Source organism: Sediminibacterium sp., from assembly GCF_030695065.1.
In the GTDB taxonomy this organism is placed as follows: domain Bacteria; phylum Bacteroidota; class Bacteroidia; order Chitinophagales; family Chitinophagaceae; genus Sediminibacterium.
In genome coordinates this window covers 176,664-195,271 of sequence record NZ_JAUYTR010000009.1, presented here as the reverse complement: position 1 = coordinate 195,271, position 18,608 = coordinate 176,664, and the positions used below count along the sequence as shown (strand labels likewise).

The window sequence follows — 18,608 nt, the reverse complement described above, 5'->3', positions numbered from 1 at the left end:
GATGAAAAATAAATATGCATTAGTGGTATTTGATATGGCAGGCACCACAGTTAATGAAGATAATTTAGTTTATAAATTATTGCATCAAACACTAATAGATGATGGCTATGATTGTAGTCTTGATTTAGTGCTTTCAATTGCTGCTGGTAAAGAAAAGCGGTCGGCTTTTCGAGATGTTTTAATTGAGCTTGGTGTATTTGCGCCAGACAAATTAGCAGATCGACTTCATGAATTGTTTAAAGAAAAGTTACTAATTGCCTATGCAACTGCTCCCATTTTGCCAATGGAAGGAGCAGGTGAAGTTTTTGCCATGCTTAAAAATATGGGAATAAAAGTAGTATTAAATACAGGATACGACAGTACTACAGCCCATCACTTAATTCAAAGGCTTTATTGGAATATAGGGGAACAAATTGATGGATTAATTACTGCTTCCGATGTGGCTAATGGAAGGCCAGCGCCAGATATGATTCTTTTGGCAATGCAAAAAATGGAAATCTCAGATGCAAGAATGGTTATTAAAGTAGGCGATTCAATTATTGATATAGTAGAAGGTAAAAATGCACAATGTGGGCTAACTATTGGTATTACCACTGGTGCACAAAATGCCTCTTTGCTTCAATTATCTAATCCTGACTATATTATTGATAGCTTAAATGAAATAATCTCATTGATTGAATGATGCATTATTTTAAAATTCGGCATAATGATTTTCTAAATAACAGAATGCAAAATTCACCTGCATTTTTGTTGTTCGTTGTTTCATTTGCTGCATTTGTTGTTTATACAGGCATGTATGGTTTTAGGAAACCTTATACTGTTGGCTTATATACAAATTGGACTTTCTTGGGTATTTCATATAAAGTTTGCTTAGTTATTGCTCAGGTTTTAGGATATATGATTAGTAAATTTATTGGAATTAGAATCATTGCTTCAATAGATCCAAAGTTTCGAATACAAGGAATATTGATTTGTATTTTAACTGCTTGGGTGGCATTATTCCTATTTGCTATTATTCCGGCACCTTACAATATTTTTTGTATGTTTTTAAATGGGCTGCCATTAGGGATGGTTTTTGGTTTGGTATTTGGTTTTTTAGAAGGGAGAAAAACAACTGAAATAATGGGTGCTTTTTTGGTAAGTAGTTTCATTTTTGCATCTGGTTTAGCAAAGTCCGTAGGTAAATGGCTCTTAATTAATATTGATATTCATGATTTTTGGATGCCTTTTATTGCGGGGGGTGTATTTTTAATTCCTTTGTTGTTTGCATTGTGGCTTTTGAAACAAACGCCTATTCCAAGTTCATCCGATGTATTAGTTAGGTCAGAACGCATTCCAATGAACTTAAAGGAACAAAAAAAATTTGTTACTCAATTTGGGTGGTTGTTATTGCCTGTTGTTATTAGCTATATGCTTTTTACTATTGTTAGAGATTTTAGTGAAGATTTTGCCAATGAGTTATGGATGGAAACTGGGTATATTGCCGATGCCGGAATTTTTGTTAGGACTAGCACATGGATAACAATATTCGTGCTCATTATTATCGGGTCTTTTTTTACCATTAAATCTAATTTCAAAGCATTTGTTTATTCTCATATTTTAGTAATCCTAGGATTATTACTTTCTCTGATATCAACTCTATTGTTTTATCAACAATTGTTAAACCCAATCAATTGGATGATATTATCAACAGCAGGGCTATACTTAGCTTACTTGCCTTTCAATTGCTTATATTTTGAAAGAATGATTTCGAGTTATGAAATTAAAGGTAATGTAGGCTTTGTAATGTATATAGCAGACGCTTTTGGGTATTTAGGCACTGTAATAGTTTTGCTAGTAAAGGAATTCATTTCAATTCAATTTAGTTGGGTCTTTTTTTTCTCTTTATTATTTATTGTTGCAGCTATTGGGGGAATATGCTTAGTCCTTTTTACTCTTGTTGGACATCTTAAGTATTTTAAATTATCAAAACAGGTAATATGAAAAAATCTGCTATCGTAGTTGGTGCGGGTATAGTTGGTCTTGCTACTGCAAGGGCGCTAACTAATAATGGGTTTAATGTGACTGTATTAGATAAAACACAACGTGCAGTTGGTGCGTCTATTAGAAATTTCGGAATGGTATGGCCAATTGGTCAGCCCGACGGTGAATTGTATCAGCTAGCAAAGAAATCGTCTCAAATTTGGAGGGATATTTCCAATAGTGTTGGAATGTGGTACAATCAATCAGGAAGTTTACATGTTGCATATTCAAGTGAAGAGTGGATAATTTTAAATGAGCTATTTGCCCAGTTTGAAAAAGAAGGTAGACCAATAACACTGTTAACGCCAAGTCAGATATCAATAAAGTACCCACTTGTTAAGCAGAATAATTTATACGGTGGGTTGTTTTCGGCCGATGAAATGATTGTTGATCCTAGAATTGCCGTTGCAAATGTTAGTGATTTTCTAGAATCATTTTCTGGTGTTCAATTTTTGTGGAATCATACAGTACAAGAAGTTGGGACGGGATTTGTGAAGTCTGGAAATAAATTATTAAAAGCAGATAAAATTGTTATTTGCAGTGGTCAAGATATTGAAACACTTTTCCCTGAAACATTTATTTCATTGCCAATTGTAAAGTGCAAATTGCAAATGATTCGAATGAGTGCGCCAAACAATAAGTTAATTGGAACTTCTGTATGTGGCGGCCTTTCCTTACTACATTATACTAGTTTTAAAAGCGCTCCTTCTTTAGATCTTTTGCGCAATAAATTAATTTGCGAAATACCAGATTATATTAAATACGGAATTCACGTAATGGTATCACAACATGAGTTTGGAGACTTAACTGTTGGCGATTCGCATGAGTATGGGTATACTTTTGATCCCTTTGACCATCATAATGTAAATGAATTAATTCTAAATTATTTAAACAGTTTTATGAATGCGTCTAATTGGGAAATAAGTTCTACTTGGAATGGTGTTTATCCGAAGATGACAGATGGTTCATCATGGTATTTTAATGAGCCAATTGATGATGTTTATTTGTTGAATGGGTTAGGCGGAGCAGGTATGACTTTGAGTTTTGGTGTTGCTGAAAAACTCATTGATAAAATAATTTGAAATAACAAAACATAGAGTTAACATTAACAATACATTCAGTTAACATTGCAATGATAGGTTTGCTGCTCAAACAGGAAACTTATTATGAAAACAAAAAACTATTTCTTTAAAGCAATTTTATACAGTTTGTTATTATTGCTTTTTCATTTTTCTGCATATGCGCAGAACAGTATTAAAGGTAGAGTAGTGGACGCTACTACAGGCAATGGCATTGTAGGGGCAACAATTACTGTAATAAAAACCAAGCTTAATACTATATCTGATGAACAAGGTAATTTTAATTTAAATGCTAATGTTGGAGATCAAATTACCATAAGTTCTGTAGGCTATAGTAATAAAACACTCACCATTTCCAATGGCTTTTTACAAATTCAAATGAATACTAGTACTTCCGAGTTAGATGAAGTAGTAGTAACTGCTTTGGGTATTAAAAGAGAAAAGAAAAAATTGGGATATGCTTCTCAAGAGTTAAAAGGCGAAAGTTTAACTGTTGCGCGTGAAACAAACGTGGTAAGTCAACTTGCTGGTAAAATTGCAGGCGTTACTGTAGTAGGGGGTAATTCTGGTATTGGTGGTTCTGCTAGGGTAACTATAAGAGGTGAACGCTCAGTAGATATGAATAAAAATCAGCCACTGTATGTAATAGATGGAGTGCCTATTAGTAATTCTATTGTAGGTGCAAGTGGAAGAGGGAATATGGAAGTAGATTTTGGCAATGGGGCTGGTTTTATTAATCCAGATGATGTAGAGAGTATAAACGTTTTAAAAGGACCAGCAGCATCTGCATTATATGGTTCAAGGGCAGCAAATGGTGTAATTGTAATTAAAACTAAATCGGGTAAAAGCAGTAAGGGTATTGGTGTAGAAGTGAACAGTAACTTAACTTTTGAAAATGCATTAAAGCTTCCTGAATTTCAAAATGTATATGGACAAGGAAACGGGAATGGCGGTGCTTTTGCGTTTGTGAATGGAGGGGGTGCTGGTTTAACTGATGGAACTGATGAAGGTTGGGGGCCTGCTTTTAAGGGGCAACTGTATCCTCAATACAATTCTCCAAGAACCTTAAATGGACAAGTTATTCCATTTTTAGGTGGCGATTTAAATGCACCTGCTGGAAGTGTGATTACACCTACTCCTTGGTTACCAGATATTGACGGGGTAGCTAATTTCTTTGAAACTGGTAGAACTATAACCAATAACGTTGCGATTGTAGGAAGCAATAAGGAAGGTGATTTTAGGTTGTCTTATACCAATTTAGATCAAACTGGGATAGTGCCAAATACCGACTTGAAAAGAAATACCGTTTCATTTAGCGGAGGATACAATTTAACAGATAAATTTTCTGCTCGTGCATTTGTATCTTATATCAAAAGTAATAGTGGTAATAGACCTTCCATTAGTTATGGTACTGAAAGTATCATGTATTTATTTACGAGCTGGTTCCCTAGGTCTGTTAGAATTGCTGATATGAAAAGACTATGGCAGCCAGGTTTAGAAGGGGTTAAGCAATTTGGTTGGAATTATAACTACCATGATAATCCTTATTTAACAGTTTATGAGAACACAAATAGTCAACAAGTTGATCGTATTCTTGGGAACATCACTTTAAAATATGACTTAGCAAGTTGGTTAAGCTTACAGCTAAGAGCTGCTACCGATTATGCATCTGAATTGAGAGCTTACAAAAGAGGGTTTAGTACCCAGCGTTTTCCATTTGGACAATATAGAGAAGCTAGGGTTGTTACTGAAGAGAGAAACACCGATTTCCTTTTAAGTGCGAATAAAAAAATTAATACTGACTTTACTGTTTCGGGATCTTTAGGAGGTAATCAAACTAGACAGAAGAGTGATTTTAATGAAGTGAATGCAGGTCAATTAAACATTCCTGGAATTTATAAGCTTACAAATAATAGAGTTCCAGTAGATATTGCTCAAACACTAACTGAAAAAAGAGTCAATAGTTTATATGGTGCTGCACAAGTTTCTTATAAAAACTATTTGTTTTTAGAACTAACCGGTAGAAATGATTGGAGTAGTGCTCTTACATTGCCAGCAGAATTAAAAGCGCTAGGTTCTGAGAAAAATTCATTTTTCTATTCATCTGCAGCGTTAAGTGCTGTTGTAAGTGATATGGTTCAATTACCTTCTATAATTAATTTTGCTAAGGTTAGAGGAAGTGTGGCCCAAGTGGGTAATGATACGGATCCTTTCACTTTTACACAAGCGTATAATCCAAGTACTGCGTTTGGTACTGCACAAATTTATGGTGAAACAGATCGTTTGGCCAACCTTTCATTAAAGCCAGAAATTAGCACTGCATTTGAAATTGGGACAGAAATAAAAATGTTGAATAATCGAATTGGTTTAGACTTAACTTTTTATCAAAGTAATACCAAGAATCAGATTATTAATATCCCATTGTCTCAAACATCTGGTTATACTTCGAGATCTATTAATGCGGGGCTTATTAGAAACTATGGTTTTGAAGCAATGTTAAATTTGGTTCCGGTAGTTGGAAAAAAGAATGGATTACGTTGGACGGTAGATTTAAACTTTTCAACCAATAGAAGTAAGGTGGTTGAGTTGTCTGATGGGTTATCCAATTTAGTAATGGCTAGTAGAAGTGTGAGTATTGAAGCTAGAGTTGGCGAACGAATGGGTGATATGTATGGTATTGGTTTTGCTCGCGTACAAAATACCAACCCAAATGGAGCTTATTATGATGGTACTGGCAAGTTTGTTGGTCAAATGGTATTTAGTAATGGAAGGCCTGTAAGAACAACAGATCGAATTAAATTGGGTAATTATAATCCAGATTGGTTAGCTGGTATAAATAATACATTTACTTATGGAAATTTCAAATTGGGCTTCTTATTTGATATTAGAATGGGTGGTAATGTTTACTCACACACACAAACAGTTGGACGTGAAGGAGGTATTATTGCAGAAACCTTAGAGGGTCGTGCAGATGGATACGATTTAACTAAACCAGGAAATGGAGTAATTGGTCAAGGTGTTATGTTGGTGAATGGGCAATTTGTAGCAAATGATGTTAAACGTACCGCAAGAGAATGGCATACTGCTTGGACTGGAGGAAGAGCCATTGCTGAGGGTGTAATGTATGATGCTTCATTTGTAAAGCTAAGAGAACTTCAGATTGGATTTAATTTCCCAACAACTTTATTAAGTAAAACGCCTTTTAAAGCTGCTACTTTAAGTTTTGTTGGAAGAAATTTAGCATTATGGTCTAATGTGCCACATGTTGATCCTGAAGTGATGTCTTATACTGGAGGTACTGCATTGCCTGGTATTGAATACATGTCTATTCCTTCTTCAAGAAGCTATGGTGTTAACCTTAGTTTGAAATTCTAAAAATTTAAAAAGACAACAATGAAAAAATTATATTTAGTCTTATCTGCATTTTCGCTTTTATTGCTGAATGCATGCACCAAAGACTTTACAGAAGTAAATACCAATCCAAATATTCCTACCAAAGTAACACCTAATTTGTTGTTATCTGGGGTAATTAAGAGTGCAGTAAATGAGCAAGTTGGACAAGCTTGGGGAACTGGAAATTTATTAGTCCAATACACAGCAAAAATTCAATTTGTAAATGAAGACCGTTATTTATGGGGAGAGAAAAATGGTATTTGGTCTAATGTTTATGGCAATATGCGTAATGTTCAAAACATTATTGACCTAGCAAGTTCAAGCGCACCTGTTCAGCAAAACTATTTAGGTGTTGCACTAGTTTTAAAAAGTTGGTTGTTTTCTATGGCAACTGATGCCTATGGAGATATTCCTTATTCTGAGGCAGTAAAAGCAAAGACAAACGGTATTTATTTGCCAAAATACGATACACAAGAGCAAATTTATACAGGGTTATTGGCTGATCTTAAAAAAGCGAATGATATATTAGGTACAAGCAATGAAGCCATTTCAGGAGATATTTTATTTAATGGATCAGTGATAAAATGGAAGAAATTAGCTAACTCTTTAAGATTAAGATTGCTCATGCGCTTGTCTAAAAAGAAATCGGTGAATGCAGATATGCAAGCAATTGTTGCAAATGCCACTTTGAATCCATTAATGACTTCTAATGATGACAATGCCGAATTGAAGTATTTAGCAGATGTTCCTGCAAATCAATGGCCTTTATACGGGTCAAGAGTTGGATCAATAGATGAGATAAGGGTTAGTAAAACTTTGAGTGATCGCTTATCTGCAATAAATGATCCTAGATTAGCAGTGTTTGGTAGACCTTCTCAAAATTCTGTTGCGGCTGGTAATCCTAAAATTGAAGGAATTCCTAATGGATTGGGAGATGTTGCTGCTTTAAATTATAATGGTGGTCCTCAAGGTGTTTCAAGGATTGGCTATAGTTATGCATGTTTGGTTTGTAACGACAATGGTCAAGCTGCTCCACTTCCCAACGTTGCTAGAGGTATCATAATGAATTATGCAGAGTTGCAATTTATTTTGGCAGAAGCAGCTGAAAAGGGAATGATTAGTTCATCCACTACAGCAGAAACATATTACTTAAATGGAATACAAGCCAATTTTGCCTACTACGCTGCAATGGTTCCGGCAGCATATGGAATTAATGTAACCCCTGCTGCTTCTTACTACACACAACCAGCAGTTGCCTATATTGGATCAAATACTGAAAAGTTGGGCAAGATTGCACTTCAAAAATGGGTGTCATTGTTTTTTACCGGGTTAGAAGGCTGGTTTGATTGGAGAAGAACTGGCTTACCAGTAATTGTACCAGGACAAGATAATTTGAACAACAATAAAGTACCAGTGAGATTCATTTATCCATTAGCTGAGCAAGCATTAAATGCAACTAATAGAGCTGCAGCAGTTACAAGACAGGGTGCTGATGATATCAATACCTTAGTATGGATAGCTAAATAACTTTTTCTCAGTTTTAGTTTTTATTCAATGAGGTGGATGCTATAGCATTCACCTCATTTATTATTTTATCCTTTAACTTTATCTCATGCGAAATTGTGTTTTTTTATTATTTATATCATTTTGTACTGTTGTTAAAACAACTGCGCAACAGCCCAAGCTAATTCCTATTTTAGAAGTACCGGGTAAATTTGAATATGCACGAATTCAAGAAAAAGGTATTTCGGTTTTACCCAGTGGTAGATATATAAGTCCTGCAGGTGATTTGGTTCGCATAACGCATGATCCATTTGGGATGCGTGTTTCGCCAGATGGTAAAAAAGCAGTTACCCTACACAATGGTGTGTTTACTATTATTGACTTAGCAACCATGGACCATACTAGGGTGCCTTCTTATGATAAAAAAATTCCTTCTCCTTTTTCTAATGGATCTTTTTTAGGAGTTGATTTTGGAAAAGCTTCCAATATTGTTTATTTGAGTGGGGGAGACAATGGCGCAGTATTGGTATATGATATCAATACCATGAGGCGCTTGGATTCTATTTCTTTAAATGGAAAAGTGGGAGTGGATTTGTTTGAAGATAGTTTTACTGCTGATTTATTATTTAATGAAGAAAAAAATGAGTTGCTGGTTTTAGACAGGGCTAATTATAGGATGGTTCGGCTTAATCTTGCTACCAAACAAATTGAAGCATCTATTCCTTGTGGAAGGCTCCCCTTTGGTTTGTCTTTAAGCCCAAATAAACAGTTTGCGTTTGTAGCTAATGTGGGAATGTATGCGTACCCTTTAGTTGAAGGTATGACCGAAAAAAATTATGATTCATTAGTGATACCACATCACCCATATGGCGATAATACCAATGAGTCTATTAATGGAACAGTTATAGATGGGAAAAAAATCCCTGGTGTAGGTAGCCCCAATTCACCTGAAGCAATGAGTGTGTTTGTGATAGATTTGAATACCAATAAAGTGTTGAGCAAATTAAAAACTGGCCATCAAATAGGTGAATTAATTGAAGACATTGAAGTAGTGGGTGGCGCAAGTCCTAACTCTATTGCTGTTGGAAAAAAGTATGCATATATTTCTAATGCTACCAATGACAATATCAGTGTGATTGATTATGAAAGCCAAAAAATTGTACGCCATATACCCATTAAAGTAAGTGCAAGCATTGATCAATTCAGGGGTTTATTGCCTTTTGGATTAGCATTAAGTAAAGACGAGAAAAAATTATTTGTTGCCTTATTGGGGTTCAATGCAATAGCTGTTATAGATATTGAATCATCAAAAACAATTGGACTAATTCCAACTGGGTGGGGCCCTTCAAGAGTGTTATTAAGTAAAGACGAAATGGAGTTGTATGTTATTACTGCAAGGGGATTGGGTGCAGGCCCCAATGGAGGTGCAAACTATAAGAAACCCATACAAGGAACATTTATTAGTGATTTACAATTAGGTTCTTTTCATAAAGTGGCCATGCCCGATTCTATTCAGTTATCAAAATATACCGCTACCTCTTTGTCTAATACTTTCTTTAGGTCTACGGTTGCACTCAATCAAAATCCATTGCCTCCATTGCCTGGTATTTATCAAAGCCCTATAAAATACATTGTTTACATCACCAAAGAGAATAGGACTTATGATGAGGTATTTGGACAAATTAAAGAAGCGAAGGGTGATAGTACTTTAGCTAGATTTGGCGTAAACAATGCCTATACTTTATTGGCTAATCAACGAGAAAGATTCAATGGGCTAAGGGTAACCCCCAATCACCATAAAATTGCCAGACAGTTTGCCTTTAGTGATAATTTTTATTGTGACAGTGATGCGAGTATTCACGGACACCATTGGATGATGGGAGTGATCCCCAATGAATGGGTTGAAACCAATTCTAGTGTAAGTAAAACCGCTAAGCTTTTTTCATCTGCACCAGGTAGAAGATTTCCTGGATCAACGGGAAGTATGGATCCAGAAGACTTTGCAGAAGCAGGGGGTATTTGGGAGGCTTTTGAAAGAAAGAAGAAACTGTTCTACAATTTTGGTGAAGCCAATGAAACCGCGCACGTAAGAGAAGAATGGTATGATACGGCAACAGGCGCAGGGCATGGTGTAATGGTGCCTATGCAAAAAGCATTATTTCCCAGAACTAGCAGAAGCTATCCAGGATACAATACCAATATACCCGATCAGTACAGGGCCAATCAATTTGAAAAAGAATTTACTCGTATGTGGATTACTGGTAAAGAGGAAATGCCCAGTTTAATGACTATTCAATTGCCCAACGATCATATAGCCAAAGCAAGACCTGAAGATGGGTATACTAGTGCACACTCGTTTATGGCCGACAATGATTTGGCATTGGGAAGGATGTTGCATTTTTTATCTAGAACCAAGTATTGGAAAAATATGTTGGTAATTATTACAGAAGATGATCCACAAGGTGGAGTAGATCATATAGATGCACACCGCTCTATTTTAATGATGGCGGGCCCTTACGTAAAAAAAGGACATATCAGTAATACACATGCTAATTTTGGATCTGTATTAAAAACTATTTATAATATTTCTGGTGTTCCTTATGTTAATCAGTACGATGTAACTGCTACTTTATTGCAAGACTTTTTTACAGATAAGCCAGACTTTACGCCTTATACTTTAGAAATGCACGACACACGTATTTTTGATGTAAACAAAGCCATGAAAAAATACAAGACCACTATTGATTGGAATAAAATTATCAAAGGGCCTGAAATGGATAAATTAGAAGATATGCGCGCCGACCATTATCGTCAACAAAAACAAGCCATCATTATTAAATAAAACCATGATAAAGTTAGCTGCTGTTATGTTGGGGGTTATTATGTGTAATACCATTTATGCGCAAAATGATACTGCTATTTTATTGCAAGATGTAATGGTTACTGCAACTAGAAATAAGCAGACCAATTTATTGAGTCCTTATTCTGTAAGTAAATTATCTACTCAAGATATTCAACAATTTCAGACACGCACCAGTCCTGAAGCATTGGTTGGAACTGCGGGCGTATTTGTTCAAAAAACCAATCATGGTGGGGGCTCGCCATTTGTTCGTTCTTTAACAGGGAATCAAAATTTATTAATGATTGATGGAATACGTTTGAATAATGCTACTTACCGATATGGGCCTAATCAATATTTTAATACCATTGATTTGTTTTCTGTTGGTGCAATAGAAGTAGCCAGAGGTACGGGTTCTGTGCAATATGGTTCTGATGCCATGGGTGGTGTTATACAAGTATTTACGAAAGACCCCCAGTTTTCTGAAAAGCCAAAATGGTCGGGCAATATCATTGGTAGGGTCTTGAGCAATGATGCCGAATATTCTGGGAGGACAGAATTGGTTTATAGTACTGCTAAAACAGCATTGCAGGTAGGATATACATCAAGAAAATTTGGTGACTTGCCAGGTGGTGATACTACTGGAATTCAACACCCCAGCGGTTATAAAGAGAATGCGTTGGATATTAAATTTAAATGGCAATTAAATAGTCAATGGTTGCTCACTGCTGCACACCAGCAATTACAACAAAACAATGTACCCTTGTATCATAGGGTGGTTTTGGAAAACTTTGCTTACTACCAATTTGATCCACAAAAAAGAAGCTTGAGCTATTTAAGAATGGAAGGGAAAACGCAGCATCCGCTTTTGTTTAAACTAAGTTTCACTGCTTCATCACAAGTAAATAAAGAACGCAGAAATTATAGGAGAAATGGAAATGCGAATCGTTTCATTGAAGACGATTGGGTGAATACTGTTGGGCTTACTGCTGATGTTTTTTCAGTTATCAATTCTAATTGGACCGCTAACTCTGGTGTAGAGTTTTATGCAGATCAAGTAACCAGTTCAAAACAACAGATAGCTATTGCCAATGGGGCAACTGTTAATCAGAGAGGCTTATATCCCAATAATGCCCGTATGCAAAATTTCTCTTTATACAGTTTACATCATTTTGCTTTAGGTAAGTTTAATGCAGAAGTGGGGGTAAGATACAATGGACTTCAAATTGAAGTGGATACTGCAATAGTGAAACCGTCTTCTTTGGTGTTTAATGCCGCATTGTTGTATCAAATTAGTAAAACCCAATCGGTGTATGCTTCTTATAGTACTGGATATAGAGCACCCAATATTGACGATATGGGAACACTGGGCTTGGTTGATTTTAGGTACGAAGTGCCAGCCTATGGATTAAAGCCAGAGAAAACGTTTAATACAGAATTGGGCTATAAAATCCAAACAAAAAAAGTTCAATTATCAATGGCTTTCTATTATATGCATTTAACCAATATTATCAATCGAGTACAGTTGGTTGGGCAACAGGTAGGCGGGTACAATGTGTATATAAAAGAGAACAACCAAGAATCATTTATCAGAGGAATGGAGTATGATGTACAAATTGCTATAACTAAGCAATTATTGGTTAGCACTAATGGGGCATATTCGTTTGGACAAAATACGAGTAGGGCAGAACCCATGCGTAGAATACCCCCATTTAATGGAAGGACTTTTATACAATTAACGCAACCCAATATTCAATACAGTCTTGAATATATTTACGCTGCTGCACAAAATAGATTGGCACAAGGCGATAAAGACGACAACAGAATTCCTAAAGGGGGAACGCCAGGCTTTGGTTTACTCAATTTTCATTTGTCAACAAAAATAACAGGCGTTCAATTTAGAACCGGTGTAAACAATATTTTTAATACCGATTATCGAATGCATGGAAGTGGCATTAATGGTATGGGAAGGAATTTGTATATTTCTGCCCAATTCAGGTTTTAATGAAACAATTGTTTGAACAACTTTCTAATAGATTAACAGGGGAACTGTATTTTGATTCAAGTGCAGCACATCAAATGCAGTTGATGGCCTATTCAACAGATGCTTCTGTTTACCAAGAGAAGCCATTGGCAGTTGCCATACCCCAACATGCAGAAGATATATGCACTATTATTGAATTTGCGAATGAGCATTCTATTACACTTATTCCAAGAGCCGCAGGTACGTCCTTAGCGGGACAAGTGGTGGGTAATGGAATAGTAGTAGACATTTCTAAACACTTTAATCAAATGATTGAAGTGAATATAGAAGAACGTTGGTGTAGGGTGCAGCCCGGCGTTATAAGAGACGATTTAAACCATTACCTAAAGGGATTTGGGCTGATGTATGGACCTGAAACCTCAACAGCTAATAGAGCTATGATAGGTGGCATGGTGGGGAATAATTCCTGTGGATTGCATAGTATAGTTTGGGGGTCGGCAAGAGATCATTTAATGGAGGCGTCTGTTATTTTAAGTGATGGATCTACTGCCGTTTTTAAAAATATTGATTTACAAGATGCCGTTTATACCAATGGTTTAGAAGGAAGCATTTATCAAAACCTTTTAGAGCTCTTGCAACATAAGCACCATCAAGCACTTATTCAGCAAAATTTTCCTTCTAAAGAAGTAGTCAGAAGAAATACTGGTTATGCATTGGATGCTTTATTAGATATGCAACCGTTTGCAGAAAACGGAAGTAAGTTTAATTTATGTAAACTGCTTGCAGGTTCAGAAGGCACATTGGCATTTATTACCGAATTAAAATTGAATTTATTACCGCTACCTCCTAAGGAAGTGGGGGTGATTATTGTTCATTGCAATTCATTGAGTGAATCTTTGTGTGTAAATATAGAAGCTTTGAAGCAGGGCCCGATGGCAGTGGAGCTGGTTGATAAAATGATTTTAGATTTTACTATCGGACATCCTGAATACCAAAAGAATCGATTTTTTATTGAGGGCGATCCCGCAGCTTTATTGATGATAGAATTCATGGAAGAAACCAAGGAAGAATTAGCTATCAAAATCAAGTCTACTATTAATGCTTTGATTGATGCTTCTTTGGGATATGCTTTTCCGGTTTTATACAATGCCGATACTAAGTTTGCATGGGATGTTCGCAAATCGGGTTTGGGTTTGTTGCGAAATTTAAAAGGGGATGCCCAACCGGTTAACTTAATTGAAGATTGTGCAGTGTCTACCAATGATCTGCCGCTTTATATTGCCGACTTGCAACAATTGTTAAATCAACATGGTGTGCAAGCTTCATACTATGCGCACGCGGGCGCTGGTGAATTGCATGTAGAGCCACTTATTAATTTAAAGTCTCCAGAAGGCGTACAACAGTTTAGGTCTATATTAAAAGAGACTGCTGCTTTAGTAAAAAAGTACAATGGGTCATTATCTGGTGAACACGGGGATGGAAGATTAAGAGGAGAATTTATTGCTTCCATGGTGGGAGAAGAAGTGTATGGATTATTTAAACAGGTTAAAAGCATATTTGATCCAAAGGGGATTTTTAATGCAGGAAAAATTACGGATACACCTGCAATGGATAGTCATTTTAGAATGAGTCAAATAAAGCAACCAAGCTTGGGAAAAACTTTATTTGATTTTTCTGCAGATGAGGGCATTTTACGTTTGGCAGAAAAATGTTCTGGTTCTGGTGATTGTAGGAAATCGGAAATTAGTGGGGGATTGATGTGCCCTAGTTTTATGGCCACTAGAAGTGAAAAACATACCACACGTGCTAGGGCCAATGTGTTAAGACAATTTTTAAGTAATCCCAATGATCTTGCTCCTTTTAACCATGAAGAGATAAAGGAAGCGATGGATCTTTGTTTAAGTTGCAAGGGATGTAAAATAGAATGCCCATCTAGTGTTGATATCACAAAGATGAAAGCAGAATTCTTGCAACATTATTATGATGCCAATGGAACGCCGTTCCGCTCTAAGTTGGTAGGTAATTTTGCCGCACAAATGAAATTGGCTTCTCTGTTTAGACCTATTTATAATATTGTTTTTGGCACTGCTGTATTGCGAAAACTAGCCAATCGGTTAGTGGGTTTTCATCCGGAGCGTTCCATGCCTTTGTTGAGTAATCAAACTTTGCAACGTTGGCACAATCAAAGAGTTGCTTTGTTTAATCGTAAAGTTTATTTTTTCTGCGATGAGTTTACTAATTTTTTAGACAGTGCTATTGGGCAGAAAGCTATTTTACTTCTAGAGGGTTTGGGTTATCAAGTGATTATTCCTAAACATGTAGAAAGTGGGAGGTCTTATTTATCAAAAGGGTTGGTTAGGAAAGCCGCTGCAATTGCTAATCAAAATATTGAATTGTTATCGCCCTTGGTTTCTTTGGAAACGCCAATTGTAGGAATTGAACCATCTGCATTGCTTACGCTTAGAGATGAATACAAAGATTTAGCGAGCCCCGAAAATAAGGAAGCTGCAACTAATCTTGCCCAATATAGTTTTACTATTGAAGAATTTATTTCGAATGAAATAAAAGCAGGGAATATTCATGCAGATTCATTTACGGATAATGCAAAGCATATTGCCATACACGGACATTGTTACCAGAAAGTTTTGTCTTCGCAAGATTATAGTAAACAAATTTTGTCTTTACCCAAAAACTATACTGTTGAAATTATACCATCAGGTTGTTGTGGTATGGCGGGTTCTTTTGGTTATGAAAAAGAACATTATGAAGTGTCACAAAAAGTAGGAGAGCTGGTATTGTTTCCTGCGGTTCGCAACAAAGCCAACAATACCATTGTTGCTGCAGCTGGTACTTCATGTAGACATCAAATTAAAGATGGCACCAATGAAGTTGCATTGCATCCGGTGGAGATATTGTATGAAGCGTTGATTAAATAGTCATATTTAATACCTAAAATATTATAGTTGTTGTTTTTTTCAAACCAAATGGTAAGGGTATTGTTATCAGGTGGAATGAAAATTAGATAATTATGAATCGTATTGAGCAGTTAAAAAATGAATTGAATAGTACTCGAGAGCATTTGTTGGCACACCCTGTATATGCGAGTATTACAGATTTAAATGGGTTGAAGCATTTTACGCAGTTCCATGTTTTTGCCGTGTGGGATTTTATGAGTTTATTAAAGTCTTTGCAAATTAATTTAACCTGTGTTCAATTGCCTTGGATGCCAAAGGGTATTGCCAATACCCGATTTTTAATAAATGAAATTGTTACTGGAGAGGAATCTGATGTTGATGAATTGGGCAATAGAATCAGTCATTTTGAATTGTATTTGCGTGCCATGCATCAAATGGGTGCAAGCACTGCTGCAATAAATGAATTGATTGCCCAAATGCAAAATGGTCAATCTATTCATGAAGCTATTAATAATGCAACCATTCCAGTTGAGGTAAAAGATTTTTTACAATTCACATTTGACATTATTGAAAATCATCCGATACATATGCAGGCTGCTGTGTTTACTTTTGGCCGAGAAGATTTGATTCCAGATATGTTTATGAAAATATTGGATAAAATTTATGCTGATCATCCAGAGAAAGTGTCCATTTTTAAATATTACATTGAAAGACATATTGAAGTAGATGGAGGGCATCATGGTCAGTTGGCAACTGAAATGGTAGAAGTTTTATGTGGTGATGATGAACAAAAATGGGCTGAAGCAACTACTGCCTCCATTCAGTCTTTGGCTATTAGAGCGCGTTTGTGGGATGGGATAATGCGAAGTTTATAATGCGCGGTTAGTGAAACATTAATTTGAATTTCTAAATTCTAATGGGGAAACACCTACTTTTTGTTTGAACAGCCTCGTAAAATGTTGTGGGTATTTAAAGCCCAATTCCATTGATATTTCATTAATGTTTTTATTGGTTTCAAACATTCTTTTCTTGGCTGTTTCAATGGTTTTATTTTGTAAATAATCTTTGGCGGATTGCCCTGTTTCTTTTTTAATGAGGTCTCCAAAATAGTTGGCTGATAAATGAAGTGCTTGTGCAAAGTATGCAACGGATGGTATCCCAACCCGTTGAGGTTGATCCGAATTAAAATAGTCTTTTAACAATTGTTCAAATTGAGCTAAAATTCCTTTATTAATATTCTCTCTAGTAATAAATTGGCGATCATAAAAACGTTGGCAATAGTCTAAAAACAATTCAATATTTGCTGCTATTAATTTTTTACTGTGCTTATCTATCGGTTGATTTAGTTCAAACTGAATTTTTACAAAAGATGAAATAATCATTGCCCGTTCATCTTCCGATAAGTGAAGCGCTTCGTTGGTTTCATAATCAAAGAATTGGTAATCGTTAATTCGTTTGCCCAATGAAGTGCCCAACAAAAAATCCGCATGGAAAATAAGGCCATATCCCAAAGGTTGATATGGTTCTGATGGTTTTTGCATTTCCATCACTTGGCCTGGTGCAAAAAAAGCCAATGTCCCCGCTTGGTAATCGTATAGATGTCGACCATATTTCATATCTCCACACTTAACATCTTTTAAGTAGATGCAATACATTCCATATTGAAATTTGATACTGGTAACATTTCCCCAATCGCGTAAACTCGCTTTTGAGAAATCAATAACCGTTACCAACGGATGCAGGGTTTTGTGGTTATTATCTGCATTATATTGGCTGATATTGTTGATTGGGTATATATATTCCATGAGTGAAAATTCTTCAACTAAATTAGTCATTGCTTTCATGTTGTTACTATTTACCGCCATTATAAGTAAAAATGGTAGGTAAAACAGTAATTTTTATACTTGAATTGAAGCGTAATCAAAGAGATTTGTAATATGAAAACAAAAATTATTTTAATGGCATTTGCCATTTTATGCATTGGTACTGCATCCGCTCAATCAGACAATGAGATCATTCAACTTTCTGCCAAAAAATGGCAGTGGATGTCTGATAAAAACGTAGATTCACTCAATGTTCTATTCCATGACAAAAGTGATTTTGTTCATATGGGTGGAACTTGGGGAAAGGGCAGAGAAATTGATATTATAAAAGGCGGTTTTATCTGGTATAAAAAAGCGGAAGTATACAGTAACGCTGTTAAGTTTTTTGGTAATACCGCAGTATTATTAAGTGATATTGATTTAGTGGCAGTTGTAGGTGGGAATGATGCCATCAATGGGTTTATGGTTACTGAAGTTTATGTAAAAGAAAATGGTCATTGGTTATTATCTCAGCTTACTTTTTCTAAATTAGCAAGGCCGGTAAAATTGAAATAAAATTCATTAAAAAAGTTAGATTATGGCAAAGTTTCAACTGAAGGTAAATGGGAAACCCATGCAGGTAGATGTAGATCCTTCTACGCCTGTATTATGGGTTTTGCGTGATCACTTACAACTAGTAGGTACCAAATATGGTTGCGGAGTAGGGGCTTGTGGCGCATGTACGATTCATTTAAATGGTCGCGCCTTAAGATCTTGTCAATTACCAATATCTGCAGTTGGAACACAAGCTATTACTACCATTGAGGGAATTGTTTCTGCAGGTAAAGAAATGCATCCGGTTCAAAAAGCTTGGCTTGAATTAGATGTGGCTCAGTGTGGTTACTGTCAAACAGGTCAAATTATGTCTGCAGTGGCTTTGTTAAAAAGCAACCCTAATCCAACAGAAACAGAAATAGAATCTGCAATGACTGGAAATATTTGCAGGTGTGGAACTTATTTAAGAATCAAAGCAGCTATTCAACAAGCAGCTAAATCATCTAACAAATAATT

At 35.9% G+C, this 18,608-nt stretch carries 12 protein-coding genes; 11 read left to right on the top strand and 1 reads right to left on the bottom strand.

Features of this window, described 5'->3' with window-relative positions; all coding sequences use genetic code 11:
• Position 1: 1 nt before the first annotated feature.
• From Q8S25_RS03120 to Q8S25_RS03080, 9 genes are all read left to right on the top strand, one after another.
• On the top strand, positions 2 to 682 hold the full coding sequence (locus Q8S25_RS03120) for a phosphonatase-like hydrolase (protein WP_305534766.1): 681 nt from the start codon (positions 2 to 4) through the stop codon (positions 680 to 682).
• A 44-nt stretch (positions 683 to 726) separates the two neighbouring features.
• Positions 727 to 1,983, top strand: a complete 1,257-nt coding sequence (locus Q8S25_RS03115) for a DUF5690 family protein (RefSeq protein WP_305534764.1) — start codon at positions 727 to 729, stop codon at positions 1,981 to 1,983.
• Positions 1,980 to 3,104: a TIGR03364 family FAD-dependent oxidoreductase gene (locus Q8S25_RS03110; RefSeq protein ID WP_305534762.1), complete on the top strand. Its 1,125-nt coding sequence runs from the start codon at positions 1,980 to 1,982 to the stop codon at positions 3,102 to 3,104. Before Q8S25_RS03115 ends, Q8S25_RS03110 begins: the two co-directional genes overlap by 4 nt.
• 84 nt (positions 3,105 to 3,188) lie before the next feature.
• Positions 3,189 to 6,476, top strand: coding sequence for a SusC/RagA family TonB-linked outer membrane protein (locus Q8S25_RS03105; protein ID WP_305534760.1), 3,288 nt, complete (start codon positions 3,189 to 3,191; stop codon positions 6,474 to 6,476).
• An 18-nt stretch (positions 6,477 to 6,494) separates the two neighbouring features.
• Positions 6,495 to 8,021: a SusD/RagB family nutrient-binding outer membrane lipoprotein gene (locus Q8S25_RS03100; protein ID WP_305534758.1), complete on the top strand. Its 1,527-nt coding sequence runs from the start codon at positions 6,495 to 6,497 to the stop codon at positions 8,019 to 8,021.
• An 85-nt stretch (positions 8,022 to 8,106) separates the two neighbouring features.
• A complete protein-coding gene (locus Q8S25_RS03095) occupies positions 8,107 to 10,839 on the top strand; it encodes a bifunctional YncE family protein/alkaline phosphatase family protein (RefSeq protein ID WP_305534756.1) in 2,733 nt (910 codons plus the stop codon).
• A 4-nt stretch (positions 10,840 to 10,843) separates the two neighbouring features.
• Positions 10,844 to 12,841, top strand: a complete 1,998-nt coding sequence (locus tag Q8S25_RS03090; protein ID WP_305534754.1) for a TonB-dependent siderophore receptor — start codon at positions 10,844 to 10,846, stop codon at positions 12,839 to 12,841.
• Entirely contained in the window at positions 12,841 to 15,756 is a 2,916-nt protein-coding gene (locus Q8S25_RS03085) for an FAD-binding and (Fe-S)-binding domain-containing protein (RefSeq protein ID WP_305534752.1), read from the top strand. The genes Q8S25_RS03090 and Q8S25_RS03085 overlap by 1 nt, the downstream gene beginning before the upstream one ends.
• 92 nt (positions 15,757 to 15,848) lie before the next feature.
• On the top strand, positions 15,849 to 16,610 hold the full coding sequence (locus Q8S25_RS03080; protein ID WP_305534750.1) for a DUF3050 domain-containing protein: 762 nt from the start codon (positions 15,849 to 15,851) through the stop codon (positions 16,608 to 16,610).
• 18 nt (positions 16,611 to 16,628) lie between these two features.
• On the opposite strand, the gene Q8S25_RS03075 is transcribed toward Q8S25_RS03080, so the two are convergent.
• Positions 16,629 to 17,579 carry a helix-turn-helix domain-containing protein gene (locus Q8S25_RS03075; RefSeq protein WP_371131571.1) on the bottom strand — a complete coding sequence of 317 codons (951 nt, stop codon included), beginning with the start codon at positions 17,577 to 17,579 and terminating at the stop codon, positions 16,629 to 16,631.
• A 93-nt stretch (positions 17,580 to 17,672) separates the two neighbouring features.
• On the opposite strand from Q8S25_RS03075, the gene Q8S25_RS03070 reads away from it, so the two are divergent.
• Together Q8S25_RS03070 and Q8S25_RS03065 are read left to right on the top strand one after the other, a co-directional pair.
• Positions 17,673 to 18,113 (top strand): nuclear transport factor 2 family protein, encoded by a 441-nt coding sequence (locus Q8S25_RS03070; RefSeq protein WP_305534748.1) that lies wholly within the window; start codon positions 17,673 to 17,675, stop codon positions 18,111 to 18,113.
• Between the two features lie 22 nt (positions 18,114 to 18,135).
• The gene (locus tag Q8S25_RS03065) at positions 18,136 to 18,606 is read left to right on the top strand and encodes a (2Fe-2S)-binding protein (protein WP_305534746.1); all 471 of its coding nucleotides are present in this window, start codon (positions 18,136 to 18,138) and stop codon (positions 18,604 to 18,606) included.
• Positions 18,607 to 18,608 lie beyond the last annotated feature (2 nt).